Origin of the sequence: Granulicatella elegans ATCC 700633 (genome assembly GCF_000162475.2) — a bacterium.
Lineage (GTDB): Bacteria > Bacillota > Bacilli > Lactobacillales > Aerococcaceae > Granulicatella > Granulicatella elegans.
Genome location: NZ_KI391971.1, coordinates 1,503,027 through 1,522,644 on the forward strand (window position 1 = coordinate 1,503,027; position 19,618 = coordinate 1,522,644).

17 protein-coding genes are annotated in these 19,618 nt (G+C 33.5%); 2 read left to right on the forward strand and 15 right to left on the reverse strand.

All coding sequences use genetic code 11. From position 1 onward, the window contains the following. Nucleotides 1-9 precede the first annotated feature (9 nt). The 10 genes from HMPREF0446_RS07160 to HMPREF0446_RS07205 form a co-directional block, all read right to left on the reverse strand. Nucleotides 10-840: a two-component system regulatory protein YycI gene (locus tag HMPREF0446_RS07160; RefSeq protein WP_006703161.1), complete on the reverse strand. Its 831-nt coding sequence runs from the start codon at nt 838-840 to the stop codon at nt 10-12. Continuing rightward, nucleotides 830-2,164 carry a YycH family regulatory protein gene (locus HMPREF0446_RS07165; RefSeq protein WP_006703160.1) on the reverse strand — a complete coding sequence of 445 codons (1,335 nt, stop codon included), beginning with the start codon at nt 2,162-2,164 and terminating at the stop codon, nt 830-832. The genes HMPREF0446_RS07160 and HMPREF0446_RS07165 overlap by 11 nt, the downstream gene beginning before the upstream one ends. Further along, on the reverse strand, nt 2,155-4,005 hold the full coding sequence (walK, locus tag HMPREF0446_RS07170; RefSeq protein ID WP_006703159.1) for a cell wall metabolism sensor histidine kinase WalK: 1,851 nt from the start codon (nt 4,003-4,005) through the stop codon (nt 2,155-2,157). The genes HMPREF0446_RS07165 and walK overlap by 10 nt, the downstream gene beginning before the upstream one ends. A 74-nt stretch (nt 4,006-4,079) precedes the next feature. Next, nucleotides 4,080-4,796 carry a response regulator YycF gene (gene yycF / locus HMPREF0446_RS07175; protein WP_006703158.1) on the reverse strand — a complete coding sequence of 239 codons (717 nt, stop codon included), beginning with the start codon at nt 4,794-4,796 and terminating at the stop codon, nt 4,080-4,082. Between the two features lie 38 nt (nt 4,797-4,834). Beyond that, on the reverse strand, nt 4,835-6,130 hold the full coding sequence (locus HMPREF0446_RS07180; RefSeq protein WP_006703157.1) for an adenylosuccinate synthase: 1,296 nt from the start codon (nt 6,128-6,130) through the stop codon (nt 4,835-4,837). Between the two features lie 26 nt (nt 6,131-6,156). Beyond that, nucleotides 6,157-7,542 (reverse strand): replicative DNA helicase, encoded by a 1,386-nt coding sequence (gene dnaB / locus HMPREF0446_RS07185; RefSeq protein WP_006703156.1) that lies wholly within the window; start codon nt 7,540-7,542, stop codon nt 6,157-6,159. 151 nt (nt 7,543-7,693) lie between these two features. Further along, the gene (lysS, locus tag HMPREF0446_RS07190) at nt 7,694-9,199 is read right to left on the reverse strand and encodes a lysine--tRNA ligase (RefSeq protein ID WP_006703155.1); all 1,506 of its coding nucleotides are present in this window, start codon (nt 9,197-9,199) and stop codon (nt 7,694-7,696) included. A gap of 236 nt (nt 9,200-9,435) precedes the next feature. Then, on the reverse strand, nt 9,436-10,494 hold the full coding sequence (locus HMPREF0446_RS07195; protein WP_040507651.1) for a DMT family transporter: 1,059 nt from the start codon (nt 10,492-10,494) through the stop codon (nt 9,436-9,438). Between the two features lie 90 nt (nt 10,495-10,584). Next, nucleotides 10,585-11,604 carry a tRNA dihydrouridine synthase DusB gene (gene dusB / locus HMPREF0446_RS07200; protein WP_006703153.1) on the reverse strand — a complete coding sequence of 340 codons (1,020 nt, stop codon included), beginning with the start codon at nt 11,602-11,604 and terminating at the stop codon, nt 10,585-10,587. Between the two features lie 140 nt (nt 11,605-11,744). Then, nucleotides 11,745-12,686, reverse strand: a complete 942-nt coding sequence (locus HMPREF0446_RS07205; protein WP_006703152.1) for a nucleoside hydrolase — start codon at nt 12,684-12,686, stop codon at nt 11,745-11,747. 170 nt (nt 12,687-12,856) lie between these two features. Here HMPREF0446_RS07205 and brnQ point away from each other — a divergent pair, with 170 nt between their 5' ends. Together brnQ and HMPREF0446_RS07215 are read left to right on the forward strand one after the other, a co-directional pair. Continuing rightward, entirely contained in the window at nt 12,857-14,173 is a 1,317-nt protein-coding gene (gene brnQ, locus HMPREF0446_RS07210; protein WP_006703151.1) for a branched-chain amino acid transport system II carrier protein, read from the forward strand. 161 nt (nt 14,174-14,334) lie between these two features. After that, the gene (locus tag HMPREF0446_RS07215; RefSeq protein ID WP_020991431.1) at nt 14,335-15,615 is read left to right on the forward strand and encodes an ISL3 family transposase; all 1,281 of its coding nucleotides are present in this window, start codon (nt 14,335-14,337) and stop codon (nt 15,613-15,615) included. A gap of 321 nt (nt 15,616-15,936) precedes the next feature. Here the strand turns inward: HMPREF0446_RS07215 and HMPREF0446_RS07220 are convergent, their stop codons facing one another. From HMPREF0446_RS07220 to HMPREF0446_RS07240, 5 genes are read right to left on the reverse strand one after another with little or no spacing between them, the layout of a single operon-like run. Beyond that, nucleotides 15,937-16,458 (reverse strand): YjbQ family protein, encoded by a 522-nt coding sequence (locus tag HMPREF0446_RS07220; protein WP_006703149.1) that lies wholly within the window; start codon nt 16,456-16,458, stop codon nt 15,937-15,939. After that, complete coding sequence (locus HMPREF0446_RS07225; protein WP_006703148.1) at nt 16,455-17,150, reverse strand: triose-phosphate isomerase; 696 nt, start codon at nt 17,148-17,150, stop codon at nt 16,455-16,457. Before HMPREF0446_RS07225 ends, HMPREF0446_RS07220 begins: the two co-directional genes overlap by 4 nt. A gap of 13 nt (nt 17,151-17,163) precedes the next feature. Next, a complete protein-coding gene (locus HMPREF0446_RS07230; RefSeq protein WP_006703147.1) occupies nt 17,164-17,988 on the reverse strand; it encodes a class II fructose-bisphosphate aldolase in 825 nt (274 codons plus the stop codon). Nucleotides 17,989-17,991: 3 nt separating this feature from the next. Next, nucleotides 17,992-18,276 carry a PTS sugar transporter subunit IIB gene (locus tag HMPREF0446_RS07235; protein WP_006703146.1) on the reverse strand — a complete coding sequence of 95 codons (285 nt, stop codon included), beginning with the start codon at nt 18,274-18,276 and terminating at the stop codon, nt 17,992-17,994. Nucleotides 18,277-18,288: 12 nt separating this feature from the next. After that, nucleotides 18,289-19,614 (reverse strand): PTS galactitol transporter subunit IIC, encoded by a 1,326-nt coding sequence (locus tag HMPREF0446_RS07240; protein ID WP_006703145.1) that lies wholly within the window; start codon nt 19,612-19,614, stop codon nt 18,289-18,291. Nucleotides 19,615-19,618 lie beyond the last annotated feature (4 nt).

The window sequence follows — 19,618 nt, forward strand, 5'->3', positions numbered from 1 at the left end:
GCTACCATTCTATTGAGGTGTTGTTGTATTTACCGTTTCTGTTGCTTCATTCGTCAATACAGTACCTCTAATTGCATCTACTCGACGAACGAGAGTTTGTCCATCTACTTGTTTAAATTCTACATACCAAGCAGGTGAATAAATGGATAAATCTTTTACCGTTAGAGATTTATAATAGGATAATCGAACAACCGAAACTGTTGAACGAGTCGGAATTCTCCCTGCTAAATATAATACTTCCATTGCTTTTTGAGACGTAATTAAAGTACGATTACTTCCTAATACTTCTACATTTCCTGCGAAAGTTTGTTCATAACTGATAACTTGATTATTCGCATTTAATGTAAAAATAATTTGACTACTTCCATCCATGACTGGAATTTGATTGGCACGTTGCGCATAAATGACTTTACGTGTAGTCGGATTATAATTAAACCATCTATATTGATTTCCATTAATAATAGAACCACTCTCTACATAAGTTGTTAATTCTGCAAAATTTTCGATTGTAGCTGTAGTATTAGCATCTAATGTCAATTGAATTGGTGCTAATAATTGTGAAGAAATAACTCCTTTATCATATGTAGCAACTTGACTAGGTAAGGTAGGCACTAAATGTTCGATATTCGTTGGACTAATTTGAATAATAGGAAGTGACTCTACTGTTGTATTTACTCCTGTCACTGTTATGCCATCCGTTCTCATTTGTTCCATAACATTAATACTTGTATTTAAAGGGCTTTTCACTTCTTTTTTCATTTGCCAAAAAGTTCCAAACAAAAAGATATCTAGGAAGAGAAAACTGATAATTAATACTAAAGTTGATCGTCTAAAATCCATCGTTATCTCCTCCTTGATCCAATGTTGGTAAGAAAACTTCTTCTAGAGTTTTCCATTTATGGTCTATTTTAATAAACCAATTTGGGACAAACTCAACAATTTGGTTACTTTCACGGCTTAATTGCCAAGCATATCCTAAACGAATATCTTCTAATGTATCTAATGCAATTCCTTTTCCTAAAATTTGATCCATTAAGTCTTTTCCACTCATTAAATCAATCGATTCATTTTTAGAAGGAATTGGTGTTTCCGCAATCAGAGAAGAAACACGCATTTTTTCAATTCCTGATGCTGTAATAATAAATTGAGATAATCCTTCTTTTGCATTTGAAAGAATTGGATAAGTTCCTACATAACGCATATACTCTACAATTTTTCGATCACTATCAAAATCTGAGAAACTCATTCCTAATTTCCATCCACCTAGTTTCTTCATCTGAGCAAAAGATTGTTGCAAATGAACGGTTGGAGTTAAATGTTCCTCATCCACACGATTTTGATAATAGGAAATAACATTTGTTGTTCGATCCATTTTTAATTGGGATAAATTATCATTGTATATAATAGATTGTCCATCACTTCTATTTCTTAATTCTGAAGGATTAGCAAATAACTGAGTAATATAAAAACTCATTGGAATTTGTTCCATCAGATACGTTTGTTTTTCTAATGATAGATTATTCACTTCAATGAAAATCTGTTTATTTTTTAAAATATAAGATTCCACCACATGAAATTTTGTATCATCATAATATTTGGATAACTCTGATTGAATATCTTGGTCTGTTTTAGCTTGGAATACTTGCTTTGTATAATCGTTAATAAAGTAAACATTTTTTGAATCATCATGACGATAAATTATTCGACTAAATGTTTCTTGTTTGTATTCTTCAGGTACATCATTAAAATATCTTGTCATTACCCCAAATGTCACTGGAGCATCAAATAATAATTGACCATAGGAATCTCTTAATACTAATTGTTCATATGCTTCTTGACTTAATACTTCTTTTTTTGAAATATCTTTATATTTACCAACTAAATCTTCATTAACAGATGCAATGATTGTAGAATCACTCGTCATTTTTCCTTTATTCTCATGAGAAATAATAAAGCGAGTTGGTCTAAAAACATCTTCCAATGAATAAGAAACTCTTGTTTGAGTACTAGCATCTTGGTTGGTTGAAGCTACATTTCTTGTAAATCCATTTGGAGAGAAAATTTCTACAGGACGGAATACAACCGCCATCGTTAATACTAAACTAATAATACTTAATAGTATTAAAATAAATACTAAATATCTTAAACGAATTTTCATTCCCATTCACCGTCCTCTTCAAATGGAATATATGGTAAGGAAACAAAGAAAGTTGAACCTTTGTTTTCAATACTATTCACCCAGATTTTTCCACCATGTAATTGGACTACTTCTTGCGCAATCGCTAATCCAAGACCACTACCTCCCATTGCACGAGAACGTGCCTTATCTACACGATAGAATCGATCGAATAAATGAGGAATATCTTTTCGGGCAATTCCTAAGCCTTCATCACTCACACTTACAATAATATCCGTATGAGTTTCCATTAAACGAACAATAATTCTTCCCCCATCTGGAGAATACTTAATCGCATTATTAATAATATTATCTAATACTTGCGTAATCTTATCTTGGTCTAATTCGACCCATAAGTCACGCTGGGTAATATCTGTTAAAATACGATAATTCTTTTCTCGATATGGTTCAGACTGCAACACCATCTCAAAACGATTAACAATATGAAGCACTAGTTCATTCATATTTATAAATTCTTTTTCCAAACCTAGACGATTTTGATCCATACGAGATAAATTCAGTAAGTCCGTAATCATTCGCATCATACGATCAGTTTCAGTTTCAATGACTTTTAAAAATCCTGGGGCAATTTCTTTATTTTCCCAAGCTCCATCTACTAATGCTTCCGTATAACTCTTAATACTTGTTAATGGCGTACGTAATTCATGGGATACATTGGATACGAAATTTCTACGCTCTCTATCAATCTTTTGTTGCTCGGTAACGTCTGTTAAAACGCAAACTAATCCACTAATAAATCCTGATTCACGTTGAATAACAGAAAACTCACATTGAATAATTGAGTCTTCTCCATCTTCTTCTAAATGAATTAATCTTTCTTGTTGCGTTTCTAATAACTCTCTAAAAGTTACTTTTTCATCTAAAGGTAAAATAGATAATAATGGAATTCCTATTACTTTTTCAGATTTTAAATTTAAAATATCTAAAGCCGCCGTATTCATAATCACAATACGACCACGTCTATCTGTTGCAATAACTCCATCACTCATATGACGTAAAACACTATCTAAACGTTGTCGTTCCGATTCTGTACTTTCTTGAGCTTCCTTAATTTTAAAAGATAAATCATTAATGGCTTGCCCTAATTGACCAATCTCATCATCACTATAAATTTTTACTTCACCAGTATAATTTCCTTCAGCAATTTTTTCTGTTTGCTTTTTCATTTCAGCAATCGGTTTTGTAATTCCCTGAGAAATTAAGAAAGTAATAATAATCACTAAAATAATCGCAATTAAAGATGAACTAACGAAAATAACCCCGATATCTTTTACTTGAGTGTATCTCGACTCGATATTGGTTGTGACAGAAATAATACCGATAGGATTTCCTGAATTCCCACTAGTTGAGGAAATTGGAGAGACTATTTTCCAATAACGACTATCATGTTCTGTAAAATTATAAGCATACACGGTATTTGTTAATAATACTTGTTGCGCATCTGCTTCTGTCGTTCGAGTTCCTACAACCGATTTTTGAGACTGATTCGTCGTCCCTAAAATATATCCTTGAGAATCTAATACTCGAGCCTCTACAATACTACTTCCTGTCGGATAATCTTGAAGTATTTTAGAAATTTCCGCTATTTTCACTTCATCCTTATCATCTTTTGACACTATCGGTTGAATACTATTTTTTAAAAATCCAACTTGTAATTGAATTTGTTCTTGGAAGTTTGAAATCATCTGTGTTTCTAATTGACGAAGAAAGTTTGCAACAATCAATTGCAACGAAATCATCAGCATAAAAATAAATAACACAGGGATTTTAAATTGAATGGAACGAAAGAATCGTTTCACTTTTTGCATGTTTTTTCTCCTTTATTAAAAATAAATGCGCCTTTCTTCCCAGAATATTTCTCGGTAAAGAAAAGCGCATCTTTCTAAGCTTCTTTTTCTTGTTCTGGAGTTTTAATATAGTAGCCTACTCCACGTCTTGTCATAATCCATGTAGGATGACTCGGTGTATCTTCAATTTTTTCACGTAAACGTCTAACTGTTACGTCTACTGTACGAACATCTCCAAAGTAATCATATCCCCAAACCGTTTGTAATAAGTGTTCTCTCGTAATGACTTGACCAATATGTTTTGCTAAATAGTGAAGTAACTCAAATTCACGATGTGTTAATTCAATTTCTTCGCCTCGTTTAGATACTACATAGGCATCTTCATGAATAATCAAGCTTCCTAATACAATTTCGTTTGCTGATTTTTCTTCATCCGGTTCAGTTGGTGAAATATGTTGACGACGTAAATTAGCTTTCACACGAGCAATTAATTCTCGATTTGAAAATGGTTTAGTTACGTAGTCATCAGCTCCTAATTCTAGTCCTAAAACTTTATCAATTTCAGAATCTTTTGCGGTTACCATAATAATCGGAACATTACTTGTTTTACGAATTTCTCGGCAAACTTCTAATCCTTCAATTTTTGGTAACATTAAATCTAAAATAACTAAATCAGGATTTTCTGCAGAAAAAACTGCTAAGCCTTCTTCACCGTCAAATGCGGTAACAACTTCAAAACCTTCTTTTGATAAACTAAATTTGACAATATCTGAGATTGGTTTCTCATCATCTACTACTAAAATCTTTTTCATAACTAGCTCCTCTCTTGCGATTGAGCGCTTGGGAAATATTATTTACTATCCCAAACATCTTCTAAAATGTTGGTTTGGTTTCTATCAGGACCTACTGAGAATGTTGAAATCTTCACTCCTACTAATTCTGAAACTCTACGAACATAGTTTTGTGCTTCAATTGGTAATTCATCCAATGTACGGCATCCTGTGATATCCTCCGTCCAACCAGGAAGTTCTTCATAAACTGGTTCACATTGTCCTAGTTCTACTAAACTTGCTGGATAATGACTAATTTCTTCTCCATTTGGTTTACGATAAGAAACACAAATTTTTACTGTTTCTAATCCAGTTAATACATCAATACTATTTAAGCATAAATTTGTAATACCAGATACACGTTTAGAGTGTCTCATCACAACACTATCAAACCATCCAACACGGCGTGGACGTCCTGTTGTTGTTCCATATTCACGACCAACTTCACGAATACGACTTCCAATTTCATCAAATAATTCTGTAGGGAATGGGCCATCTCCAACACGAGATGTATATGCTTTACAAACACCGACTACTTTTGTCACTTTTGAAGGGCCTACGCCACTACCAATTGTCACTCCACCTGCTAATGGGTTAGAAGAAGTTACAAATGGATAAGTTCCTTGATCAATATCCAACATTACACCTTGTGCGCCTTCAAATAATACTCGTTTTCCATTATCTAAAGCATCATTTAATAATACAGAAGTATCGCAAACATATTGCTTAATTTGTTGACCATATTCATAATATTCTTCAAAAATTTCTTCAAAATTCATCGGATTTGCATCATATAATTTCGTAAATTGACGATTTTTGTCTTCTAAATTCAAACGTAAACGTTCTTCAAAAACTTCTCGATCTAATAAATCTGCAATACGAATCCCTACACGAGCTGCTTTATCCATATAAGCAGGGCCAATTCCCTTAATCGTTGTACCGATTTTCTTGTCCCCTTTAGCTTCTTCTTGTAAACGGTCCAATTCAATATGATATGGCAAAATTACGTGCGCACGATCTGAAATTCTTAAATTATCAGTCGTAATATTTCGTTCATGTAAATAGGCTAACTCTGTTACTAAAGATTTTGGATTAACCACAACCCCATTTCCAATAATACAAAGTTTTTCTGGTGAGAAAATTCCTGACGGAATTAAATGTAATTTATAAGTTTCTCCACCAAACTGAATCGTATGTCCAGCGTTATCGCCCCCTTGATAACGAGCTACATACTCTGCTTTTTCACTAAGGAAATCAGTAATTTTACCTTTTCCTTCGTCTCCCCATTGTGTACCTACTACTACTACTGATGACATATCCGCACCTCTTTAAATTATTTTTTCTACATTGGTGGCATTGAAGCTTCTAAACTTTTCGATGCTATCGATGTAAATTTATTATATTCTTTAATAAACATTAATTCTACGGTTCCTCGTGGACCGCTACGGTTCTTTTCTATAATGACTTCAATAATATTATTCGACTCTTGTTCTGGAACATTTCCATCTTCATCTGGTTCTTGTCGGTAATAATCCTCACGATATAAGAATGCTACAATATCCGCATCTTGCTCAATCGAACCTGATTCACGAATATCCGACATCACCGGACGCTTGTCTTGTCTTTGCTCTACTCCACGAGATAATTGAGATAAAGCAATGACTGGAACACTTAATTCTTTAGCAAGTTTCTTTAAATTTCTTGAAATTTCTGAAACTTCTTGTTGACGACTTTCTCGTCCATTTCCTTCGATTAATTGTAAGTAATCAATTACGATTAATCCTAAATTATTTCTCTCTTGTTTTAATCGTCTACATTTTGCACGAATTTCTGATACTCGAATCCCTGGAGTATCATCGATATAAATAGGAGCATTCGATAAAGTACCTGATGCTACAAAATAACTACGAAGTTCTTCTTCCGTTAAACGACCATTTCGCATATTACTTGCATCAATACTGCCTTCCGAACATAACATCCGGTTTACAAGGGACTCGGCACTCATTTCTAAACTGAAAATTGCTACTGTTTCATTTGTTTTTGTCGCAACATTTTTAGCAATATTTAATACAAACGCTGTTTTACCAACAGATGGACGTGCTGCTAAAATAATTAATTCATCTGAATGGAGTCCTGAAGTCATTCGATCTAAATCAATGTATCCTGTTGGAATCCCTGTAATTTCTCCCGTATTTTTCATACGCTCTTCAAGAGATAAATACGCTTCGTTCAAGACTTTTGTAATATCTACAAAACCTGCTCGATTTCTCTTTTCAGAAACTTCTAAAATACTTCGCTCAGCTCTATCCAACACTGCTGCTACTTCATCTGTTTCACCATATGCATCTGTTGCAATATCCGTAGAAGTTCGAATTAATTTTCGTAAAGTTGATTTTTCACTAACGATTTTAGAATAATATTCTACATTCGAAGCAGTCGGAACTTTTTCAGCTAATTCTAGTAAATAAAATTGTCCTCCTGCATTTTCTAACTGTTTATTTTGATTTAAACGTTCTGCAACTGAAACAATATCAATGGGTGAAGAATCATTATTTAATTCCACCATCGCTTTAAAAATCACTTGGTGGTTTACTCGATAAAAATCTTCTGGCATTAAAAATTCCATTACAGATACAATTGAATCTGGATCTAATAAAATTGCTCCTAAAACAGATTGTTCTGCATCTAAATTTTGCGGTGGAATTCTTCCTTCAAATTGTTCATCCACTTGTCCATTGACACCTTCTTTCATTCAATACATACGGTTTCATTTTACCATAAATTCTACAAAAGAAACAGACAGAATCTTTCGTAGAACAGAAAAAATCCAAGACGGTTTCTCCATCTTGGATTTTCTAAGAAGTGCCTTTTTCTAATAATTAATCTTGATGTTTCATTGTTGGGAATAGTAATACGTTACGGATTGATTGACTATTTGTTAGTAACATTACTAAACGGTCAATACCGATACCTACCCCACCAGTTGGAGATAATCCATATTCTAATGCTTGTACGAAATCTTCATCTAATGGATGAGCTTCATCGTTACCTGTTTCTTTTTCTTCTACTTGTTTCATGAAACGTTCACGTTGATCAATTGGATCAGTTAACTCTGTAAATCCATTTGCATATTCTTTTGTACAAATGAAGCATTCGAAACGATCTGTGAATCGTGGATCTTCATCATTTTTACGAGCAAGTGGAGACACTGCTACTGGATGTCCATAAATGAATGTTGGTTGAATTAATGTTTCTTCTACAAATGTTTCGAAGAACTCATTTACGACGTGACCATAAGTCATTGAGTCTTCAACTTTCACACCTTTTTCTTTAGCAATCGCACGAGCTTCTTCATCTGTCATTTCTACCCAGAAGTCTACTCCTGTTACTTCTTTAATGGCATCTACCATATGAACTCTCTTCCAAGGAGCTTTTAATTCAACTTCATATTCTCCATAAGGAACTTTTGTTTTACCTAAAACTTCTTGCGCAACACTTGATACGATTCCTTCTGTTAAGTCCATAACATCTTGATAGTCAGTGTAAGCAGTATAGATTTCGATAGATGTAAACTCAGGGTTGTGAGTTGTATCAATTCCTTCATTACGGAATACACGACCGATTTCATAAACACGTTCCATTCCACCTACTACTAAACGTTTTAAGTGTAATTCTGGAGCGATACGCATGTATAATTCCATATCTAAAGCATTGTGGTGAGTAATAAATGGACGAGCATTCGCACCCCCAGCTAATGTGTGTAATACTGGTGTTTCCACTTCTAAATAATCACGAGAATCTAAGTAATGACGGATTTCACGGATAATTTTACTACGTGTTACGAAACGATCCATACTGTCACGATTACTAATTAAATCTAAGTAACGTTGACGATATTGTTGCTCTACATTTGTTAATCCATGATATTTATCTGGTAATGGACGTAAAGCTTTTGTTAAATGAACAAATTGAGTAGCTTTAACAGATAATTCACCAGTGTTTGTCACCATAACTGTCCCTACAACACCAACGATATCTCCTAAGTCAGCTTTATCAAATAATTCATAAGCTTCGTCTCCGACAACATCTTTACGAACATAAATTTGAATTTGACCTTTACCATCTTGAATATGAGCAAAACCTGCTTTTCCTTTTCCACGTTTTGTCATAATACGACCTGCGATTTGAACAGTCACTTCTTCTTGTTCAGCTAAGCTTTCTTTTGTTGCACCTTCAAATTGTTGATGAATTTCTTCAGTGGATTGTTTTTGTTTAAATCCTGTTGAAAAAGGCTCTACTCCTTTTTCACGTAATTGATGCATTTTTTCACGGCGAACTTGTAATTGATCATTCAGTGTTTCTTGTACTTCTACTTCGTTAGACACTGTATTTCCTCCTTTTTTGTGACATGAGTCACTGTATTTCTAGTCTATTGTACCAATTATTGACTGATAAATAAAGCGTTTATGATTATGTTTATTTCTCTTTATTAAGCCTTCCTGACATTCTGGTCTTTTTCCTTTATCATCGTCAATATTTTTTAAACATACATATAAAAAAGACGATAGATTTTTCCTTTCTATCGCCTATTGCGTCTCTATTTCACGTGATAAACTGAATTTTATACTCCATTCTCATGAGCCAATTTATGTTCATGACTATTGATAAAATCTTCATGTTCATGATGATGAAACTCTTCATTTCCAAAATGATAATGCTCATGAGTATGAGTAATCAAATGAGTATGTGTGACCCCATTATGTGTATGAACAATCGTATGCATATGCCCATGAAGATGATTTTTTATCATAGTATCATACACGACAAACACCGTTCCAATGAACATCAAAGCTAATCCCACAAAATATTCTACAGCTAGTTTTTCTCCATTTACTGCAAACGCTAAAAACGATCCTACAAAAGGTGCTACTGCATAATAGGCACTCGTCTTAGCTGCACCTAAATTTCTTTGTGCTCGTATATAAAGAAAAATACTTAATCCATATGAAACATAACCAAGCAACATAATCATGACAATATATTTCATTTCTGGAATCTTTTCACCAAGTAAGACAGCAATAACAAATGCGCCTCCCCCGGAAAAAATTCCTTTTAACAAAACAATCTGATATGTACTTTTCTCTGATATCTTTCTTGTACAGTTATTTTCAAGCCCCCAGCAACAAGTTGCTAAGATAACGAAAAGAGAGCCTATAGAAAACTGAAAACTACCGATTCCCTCAAATGACAAAACAATACTTGATAATGTAATAAACCCTATTGCAATCCACAGTTTTCCTGATACTTTTTCCTTAAAAATAAGTAACGCTATTAATGTAGTTGCTACAATTTCAAAATTACCGAGGAGTGAGGCATTAGATGCTGTCCCCATTTTTATTCCTATCATTAAAAATATAGGTGCAACTATATCTAATAGAATCATTCCAACTGTATAAGGTAAATCCTGTTTTGTAAGTCTCTCTGATTTATCTTCTTTTTTGATGTGAAATAAATACATCATTCCAACCCCAACACCCGCTCCAAGATACAGAAAAGCTGCTAAAAAAGTTGGTGGAACATTTTCCAATAGAATTTTTGAAAACGGTGTATTAATGGCATAAAATACAGCTGCTAAGAACGCTAATATAATCGCACTTGTCTTTGTTTTCCCCTTCAAAATATCTCATCCCCAATACTAGAAAAATATAAGAAGCTATTCTTAATCAGAACAACCTCTATTTTTAGTGATAATAGTAAATTCGATAATTTTTTACTCTACTTCTTTTCCTCGTTCTAACTGTCTTTCAACACGTTCTAAATGTTCTTGAACAAATTGGTCTAAAATTTGTTTCACTTGAGATACCGTTGTAGATTCATTAATCGCAACTTTTGTTTTTGTTGCACGAGGAATTCCTTTTAAGTAATAAGCAGCTAATTTACGGAATTCTTTTGTCGCTACTGACTCACCTTTTAAGTTAGCTAAACGATCTAAATGAGTTTTAGCAATTTCAATTTTTTCAGGAACTGTATTTTCCGGTAATAATTCTCCCGTTTCTAAATAATGAACGGTTTGTTTAATCATCCATGGATTTGCTAGAGCAGCTCGACCAATCATGACTCCATCAACACCCGCTATTTCAATCATTTTCTTAGCATCTTGAGGAGAACGCACATCTCCATTTCCAATTAATGGAATGCGTGTTAAGTTTTTCTTCACTTCCCCAAGAATTTCCCAGTTTGCTTTTCCATCATACATTTGTACACGAGTTCTACCATGCATCGCAACAGCACTTGCACCTGCTCGTTCTGCTGCAAGTGCATTTTCAACGGCATATAAATGTTCGTCATCCCAACCGGTACGCATTTTAACCGTTACAGGTTTATCCACTGCATCCACTACTGCAGCAACCATTTCATAAACTTTATTCGGATCTAATAACCATTTTGCACCAGCTTCAGCTTTAATCACTTTATTAACTGGACATCCCATATTAATATCGATAATTGCTGCCTCTGTATTTTCAGCTACATATTTGGCAGCTTCTACTAATGTATCTTTATTTCCGCCCATAATTTGGACGCTTAATGGATATTCATTTGGTTCAATATGCAACATGCTTAATGTTTTTTCATTTCTAAATTGAATCCCTTTATCACTGATCATTTCGCAAACAACTAAGCCTGCTCCAAATTCTTTGACCGTTACACGAAAAGCTGAATTACTAATTCCAGCCATCGGTGCAACGACTACTGGATTGTCAATTTGAATATTGCCAATCTTAAAACTCATTTCATTTCCTCACTTTCAATCATTCTGCTTAGCTATTGTACCATAGATAGCTATCATTCGTGTATTATCATGGTTTATTTCAATAATAAAAAAGAAAAACTACAAAAAGAATCTCTCCCTTTTGTAGTCAATCTAACTTTTTAATCTTTTCTTGCTAAGTCTGTAATATAATCAAAAAATGCATCACGGTCTACATAATAAACAAGGTCAACTGGACGACCGTCGTCTACACGAATCGTTCTACCTGAACTTGCTCCTGTTGTAATTACATCTGAAGGAACAACTTCTCGTTTCACTAAATCTTCTTTTCCAAAAGAAGCTGTTGTTAATACATCCCATAGGAAATAGGTTGAATTCGTAACATAATGCGTCAATGGAGGAACAATGGCATAACATTGTCCTAAGAAATCAATTCCTTCTACTTTACGTTCTCTCGCCCAACGATCACGTACATCTAACGTTAATGGAACCATACGAGTACTTTCTAAGGCAACTAATTCAATCGGAATCGAGGATTCCCAAATACGTTTCGCTGCAAATGGATCCCAATAAACATTCCATTCTGCTGTTCCATCATGCTCGGGTTCTTCAATATTTCCTTGCTCTAAAAATGTACCACCCATCCAGTATAGTTTTCCAATTTTTTCTTCAATACTTGCATCCAAATCTAATGCTCGAGCTAAATCCGTTAATGGCCCTACAAATAATAAATCCACTTTATCCGTTGATTCCTTTAAAACATGCACTAAATCCTCATGTGCTTTATAAGGGGAATCTTGTACTAAAATCGGTTTATGTTCATTTAAGATTGGCAAAGCGTCTACTGTAAATGCATGCATTCTCCACTCTTTGGGAAATGGATGAACCGGTCGTGAATTTGAAGAAGCAACACGGATTCTTTGATCTTTTGTAGAACCAAATTTTTGAATAATTTTCTTACTTGCTTCAACCGCAGGTTCTAAGTAACAATCGGCTTCAATAACACCTACACCAACTAGTTCAACATCTTCCATTTTTAATAATAAATATAATGAGACTAAATCATCTACTCCACCATCATGGTTTAAATATACTTTACGCAAAAGGGCAACCTCCTAACAAATTGTTTTCCTACTAACATTGTAATCAATTACTCTTATAAAATCTACTCGTGAAACTTTGTACATATCACTAGCAATCCAAAAAAAGAAGTGGTACACTATTTGTAATTGTTTTTTAATCATTTTTTAAGAATATATCTAGGAGGAAATTTATGTCTCGAAAAAAACTCACTGACATTATGATTTGTGGTTTTGCATTATTCGCCATCTTCTTTGGCGCTGGAAATTTAATCTTCCCACCTTATTTAGGAGTTATCTCTGGAAATAATTGGGGTATTGCCAATATCGCCTTTTTATTATCAGATCCATTATTACCGATTCTTGGGGTTATTGTAACAGCTCTATTAGGTGGACAAGCAACAGACTTAGGAAAAAGAGTTAGTAAACATTTTTCTATCATTATTGGAGCGATTTCCATTATATTAATTGGACCATTATTTGCCGTTCCAAGAACCGGAGCTACTACTCATGAAATTTTTGTACAATCCTTTGTACCAACTGCTCCACAATGGATTACCTCTCTTATCTTTTTTGGATTAACCTTATATATTGCGATTCATTCGCACACCGTTATTGATGCGATTGGAAAATATTTAACTCCAATTTTATTAATCATTCTATTACTAGTATTTATTGCAGCTGTAGTTCAGCCAAATGCAGGCTTCCAAACAACAACTTCTGCAGGATTATTTTCTCAAAGTTTTAAAGAAGGCTACCAAACAATGGACGCACTTGGCGCAGCTTTAATGGCAGGAGTTGTGATTTCTGACTTAACTAGACGAGGTTATACAGAGAAAAAAGAACAACATCAAATGATGTTTGGAGTCGGCATTGTATCTTTCATTTTACTAGCATTAGTGTACAGCAGCTTAACGTATGCTGGAGCTACTGTAAGTACGGTTTATGACTCAACAATTCAACGTCCTGCATTACTAATCGGATTAATTGAACAATTATTAGGTTCATTTGGTAAAGTCGCTATGGGAATTGCTGTATCCTTTGCTTGCTTAACAACATCTGTTGGATTAATTACAACTTGTGGTCATTATTTTTCAACCTTAACAAATGGAAAATTAGAATACAAAAAAATTGTTGTAGTATCAGTCGTTCTTTCATTCCTTCTATCACTTTTAGGAGTGGATGCCTTATTACAATTAGCAGTTCCAGTACTAAGCGCTATTTACCCAATGGTCATCGCCTTAATCTTTTTATCAATTTTTGACCGCTATATTGTTTATAACTGGACTTATACCGGTGCAGTTGTTGGAGCATTCTTCATTGGAGGAATTCAAGCTATTCATCTATTCTCTCAAATGCAAGGTGGCAACTTCCTCTCTGGATTAGCCGATTGGACAAACACCTTACCATTACATCAATTTGGATTTGAATGGTTAGTACCTGCTATTATCGGTTCAGTAGTCTTTACGGTTATTAGTAAATTCACTGGGTTGGGGAGTAAGAGATTTTAAATACATTAAGTAGAAACCCCGAGGAATTTCATTTTTCGAATTTCCGGTTGTTCGACAAATCCTGTTGGTGAGAAATCACCGACAGGATTTTTTACATGCAAAAAAGAGAAATCCAGGTTATGATTAAGTCGACCAAAACAAATCAAAGGAGGATTTCTCTCATGGACTATTGTATACGAAAATTACTTGGATTAACAGAAGAAAATTTTATTACGGATGAAAATTGGTTAGAAACGGTGACAGAAAACCACGAAATTGTTCATAAAGTTAAAGGAACTTGGACAAATACTTGTACTTCTTGTCCATATTGTTCTAGTAAAAATGTTATTAAGCATTCTCCTATGGAACATAAAATTAGAATTCCACATCTATACGGGAATAAAACTCTTTTAGAATTAAAAGTACAACGATTTATCTGTAAAGATTGTCGTAAAACTTGGGTTACAGATTGCCCTCTTGTTCCTAAAAATAGTAATATTTCTTATGATTTAGCGTGCCAAATTATGTTGTACTTAAAAGAAAACTTTTCTAGAAAAACAATTGCCAAACTTCTTTCAATTTCTGACAAGACAGTCGAAAGAGTGATGAAAAAATTTAAAATAAAGACAATGCAACGATATAACTATTTACCTAAAATACTTTGTTTAGATGAATTTAGAGGCGTTAAAACGCAACAAGGGAAAATGAATTTCATTTGTTTAGATGGAGAAAATCGCCAATTAATTGATATTTTACCTGGTAGAACACTTCATGAATTGATTTCTTTCTTTATGAAGTTCTCCCGTAAACAACGTTTAAAAGTAAAATATTTAGTGATGGATATGAATGCTTCTTATCAAAACCTTATTAAAACAGTATTTCCAAACGCTGTTATCGTAGTAGATCGATTCCATATCGTTCAACATATGAATCGCAATTTTAATCAACTTCGAGTTGTGATTATGAAGCAATTCTCTGCTAAATCAACACAACAGAAGACATTAAAACGCTACTGGAAACTACTGTTAAAACCAAGTGAAGAATTGGATGAAGAAAAACTGCACTATAACTATCACTTTAAGACGCATCTCACCCAAGCACAATTAGTGGAAAAATTATTGAGTTTTGACGAAATACTATCAGAAGCTTATGAATTCATCCAAGAACTTAGAAAAGCTTATAAGAAGAAAGATTATGAGGTGTTTATGACATGCATAAAGGAGATTCCAAGACAATTACCTTATGAATTTAAGAAGAAGTTTGAAGTATTCAAACGTTTTAAGAATGGGATTTATGAAGCATTTACGACAGGATATTCCAATGGAGCTATTGAAGGGACGAATAATTTCATTAAAGTAATTAAACGAGTGGCATATGGATATCGAAACTTTGAGAATATGAAATTAAGAATAAAGATTATCAAAGGATGTTTCTTTACCCCGGTCAATAGAAAGTCATTATGATTTAAGAAAGGTTGTATAGAGTCATTTTAACTTGACAATGAGCCTCCATGGGCATGTTGAATTGGGAGAAGCGAAAAATAATATCAAATTTCACAGCCCCCAAATCGCTAATCGCGGATAACATGCCCCTGCTCATTATAAAGTTAAAACTAGATTTCATTCATAGTTATGTTTGTGGTGGATTCATCAATAGACTAAATATTTCAGTTTCTCCCACCTTATTTATTAAAAATTAAATACTTAATTTGGTGTTACATTTGATTCACCAACAGAATTTGTCGATGAGCCGAATTTCCTCGGGGTTTGTTGTATATCTATTAATTATTCTCCAATAATCACAACTCGATACTTTCTTGTTCTTTCTCGAGTTTTATCAAAGTCTGCAAAATAAACATAACCTGTTTTTCCTATTGCCAGTTTACCATCTACAACAGCTAAGGTTTCACTAGAACCCAAGATTGTGGCTTTTAGATGAGCATCTCCATTCCATAATGCACTTCTATCTCCATTTGGTAACCATTCTTCAGGGTTAGGCCAAGATTCAACTTCTTGATAATGTTTTTCACCAGGATAATGATAACTATCCGCACTTAAATGGGGTGGAATAATCTTGTCTAAAATAGTATTTAAATCTAATTGTAAATAATCTACACCATTTTCATCTTTATCATGTGTATCCTCTTCAAAGAAAACAGAACATGTTGTATGTGCTGTGATAACTGTACATATTCCTGATTGAATACCACTTTCAGTAATAGTTTGATGTATAGAATTTGTAATATCAATATATGATACTTGACCTTCTTTTGCATCTACTTTAAATTCTTTTTGAAATACCGTCATTTTTTCTCCTCATTCATTGCTTTGTCAATAGCTTCAATCATTAATTTTAACATTAGTTTCGGATCTTTTGCTTTAACAATTCCACTTGTGCAGCCTGTACCATCTGCACCAAGCTTAATTGTACGATAGACATCATTCTCATTCATAATTCCAGCACCTTGCATCATTAAAATATCTGAATTAACAGATTTCACTTGATGATTAGTTTCTAAAATATATGAATCGTCACTTGTTTGTCCTGTCCCAATCAACTCTGTAGGTTCACATAACATGATTGTTGGATTTAACATTGCCAACATTCGTGCTTCTTTAATAGAATCTGCACACAAAATCGTTATAAGTCCCAATTTTTCAGCTTGATTGATTGAAGCGACTACTTGAGATGTTGTTAATGGATGTTCAGCATGATTTAAAAAAGTAGCTCTTGCTCCAGCGTTATATAATGAAGCTGGCAAAACTGCTCCCATTCCTCTACCACAATCAATTCCATCTAAGTGTTGAGCTGTCACAATAATATGTTTCGTTTCGCTAGATACTTTATGAATATCTGCATATGGACACGTCACAAAAATACTAATTTCTGGATACTGTTCAGCTAATCGATCAGCTTCTTTTGCTAATTCTAATAATTCATTTCCAAATAAATATGACTTCGGATTAAAAATGAAAAATTTATCTTTAATAGTTTCCATTTGTTTTCTCCTTTTATTTAGTCTCAAACACACGATAATAATGTTTTAAAGTAGTTTTCATACCTTCTCTTGAAGCTTTTAATACATCAATATAGTTTGTAAATGATTTTTCAGAAACCGATTTTGCACCAGCGTCCATAAAATCACTATAAATATTAATTTTTGAAATTCCTTCTCGTGCACAACGGTTCAAATTATCATCTCCTGAACCTGATCCACCATGTAAAACTAATGGAATATTTAATACATTACGTAACTCAGATAATCGTTGGAAATTAATTTTTGGAATACCTTTATACAAGCCATGAGAAGTCCCTATTGAAACTGCTAAAGAATCCACATTAGTTTCTTGAACAAATTTTTCAGCATCTTCTACATTTGTATAAATAGACTTTATTTCGTCTTTCGATACATCTCCATTTGCTCCAACAAAACCAATTTCTGCTTCAACATCAACTCCAAATTCATGGGCAACTTCAACAACCTCTTTTGTTTTTCTAACATTTTCTTCAAAAGAATCTAAAGATGCATCAATCATTACAGAATTAAATCCTAATTGAATTGCTCTTTTTATAAATGCTAAATCTTGTCCATGATCTAGATGTAACACAACTGGAGTTTTTGCTTTTTCCTGAAAATATTTCCCAATATTAGCAGCCTCTTCTAAACTTAAATAAGGAGAATGTACTTGTGCAAAAGCTAAAATTAGTGGAAGATTCAATTCTTCACTCATTTCTACATATGCTTTGGCAGAATTCCAATCAATAAAGTTTGTTGCTGGAATTGCAAAATTACCTTGTTTTGCTTTCCCTAATACATCTCTCATATATGCTTTCATTGACTAAGCCTCCAACGCTGCTTTCAATTCACTCCATAAAGCGTCAATTCCCATACCCGTCAATAAAGGTAATCCCATAATCACTTTATCTTTAATTGAATCAGGTACAACTGTTGTAGAAATTACAATATCATATTCATCAATACGATTAACTTCTTCTGAAACTTTAGATTGAAAAACTTGAACTTTATCTGAATAATTATTATCAGCTAACCATTGTTTTACTTTCCCAGCAACAACTGTTGATGTTGCAATTCCAGAACCACACATAATTAATAATTTTTTCATAATCTTATTCTCCTATTTCTCTGCACGAACTTTATTTACATAATATAATCCTGCTAATGAAGCTACTAGAACTACTGACAGAATTACCCAAGGTGCAGTTTTTCCTGCAAACACAAACAACCATGTTGGCCATAATCCACCTTCTGCTAAAGCAGTAATACTTGTATTTCCACCTAAATCAAAGTTTGCTGCTTGAGCTGCTTTTGTTACTAAAGGAGCTACCCATGAAGTAATGTAGAAAATACTTGCAATATAAATTGTTCCCCCAACAACTGTACGAACAATATTTCCTCTAAATACAGCTGCCATTAAACATACTACAAATGGAATTGTAGCTAAATCACCAAATGGTAATGTTTGGTTTCCTGGTAAAATTACTGCTAATAAAATTGTAATTGGAACTAAAATTAATGAACTTGATAATACTGCTGGATGTCCAACTGATAAAGCAGAGTCCATACCAATATTTACTTCACGACCAGGGAATCGTTTTTGAACAAATTCATTTGCAGCCTCAGAAATTGGAGTAAGACCTTCCATTAAAAGTGATACCATACGAGGCATAATGACCATAACAGCTGACATCTTAACACCTAATTGTAAAACACCTTTTGGATCGTAACCTGCTAATAATCCCATAACAATACCAATTACAAGACCTAATACTGTACTTTCACCAAAAATACCAAATTTCTTTTGAATACTTTCTGGATTTGCTTCAATTTTATTAAACCCAGGAATTCTATCAAACACCCAATTTAATGGAATAGCTACTAAAAATCCAGGTGCTGATGTTCCATGTGGGAATGTAATGTTAGGGAATCCATAGAATTTTTTAATAGCTGGAGCAATAATATCTGCTAATAAATAAATCATTACTAAATATACAATTGTTGCATATAATCCTAATGTAAAATCTTGAGTAAGTGCATATACTAAAGATGCTACAAAAGCTGCATGCCAGAAATTCCACATATCTACCATTAATGTTTTTGTTAATCCTAAGAATAGTAATAAAACATTAATTCCGATACCAATTGGAATAGCTAAACTTCCTAATAATGTTCCATAAGAAATTGCTGCTGCTGCAGGCCAACCAACGTCAATTGTTGTTAAATGTAATCCAAATCTTTCAACCATTGCTTGAGCTGCAGGTCCTAAGCTACCTCCTAATAAATCAACTACCATATTCAATCCAACAAAACCAACCCCGACAATTACACCCGATACAAATGCTTTTTTAGGTTTAGTTCCTAAAATCATACCAAAAATAAAAATTAAAATTGGTAATACTACAATTGCGCCTAAATCGATAAATTTTTGAAATAATGCCAACATAATC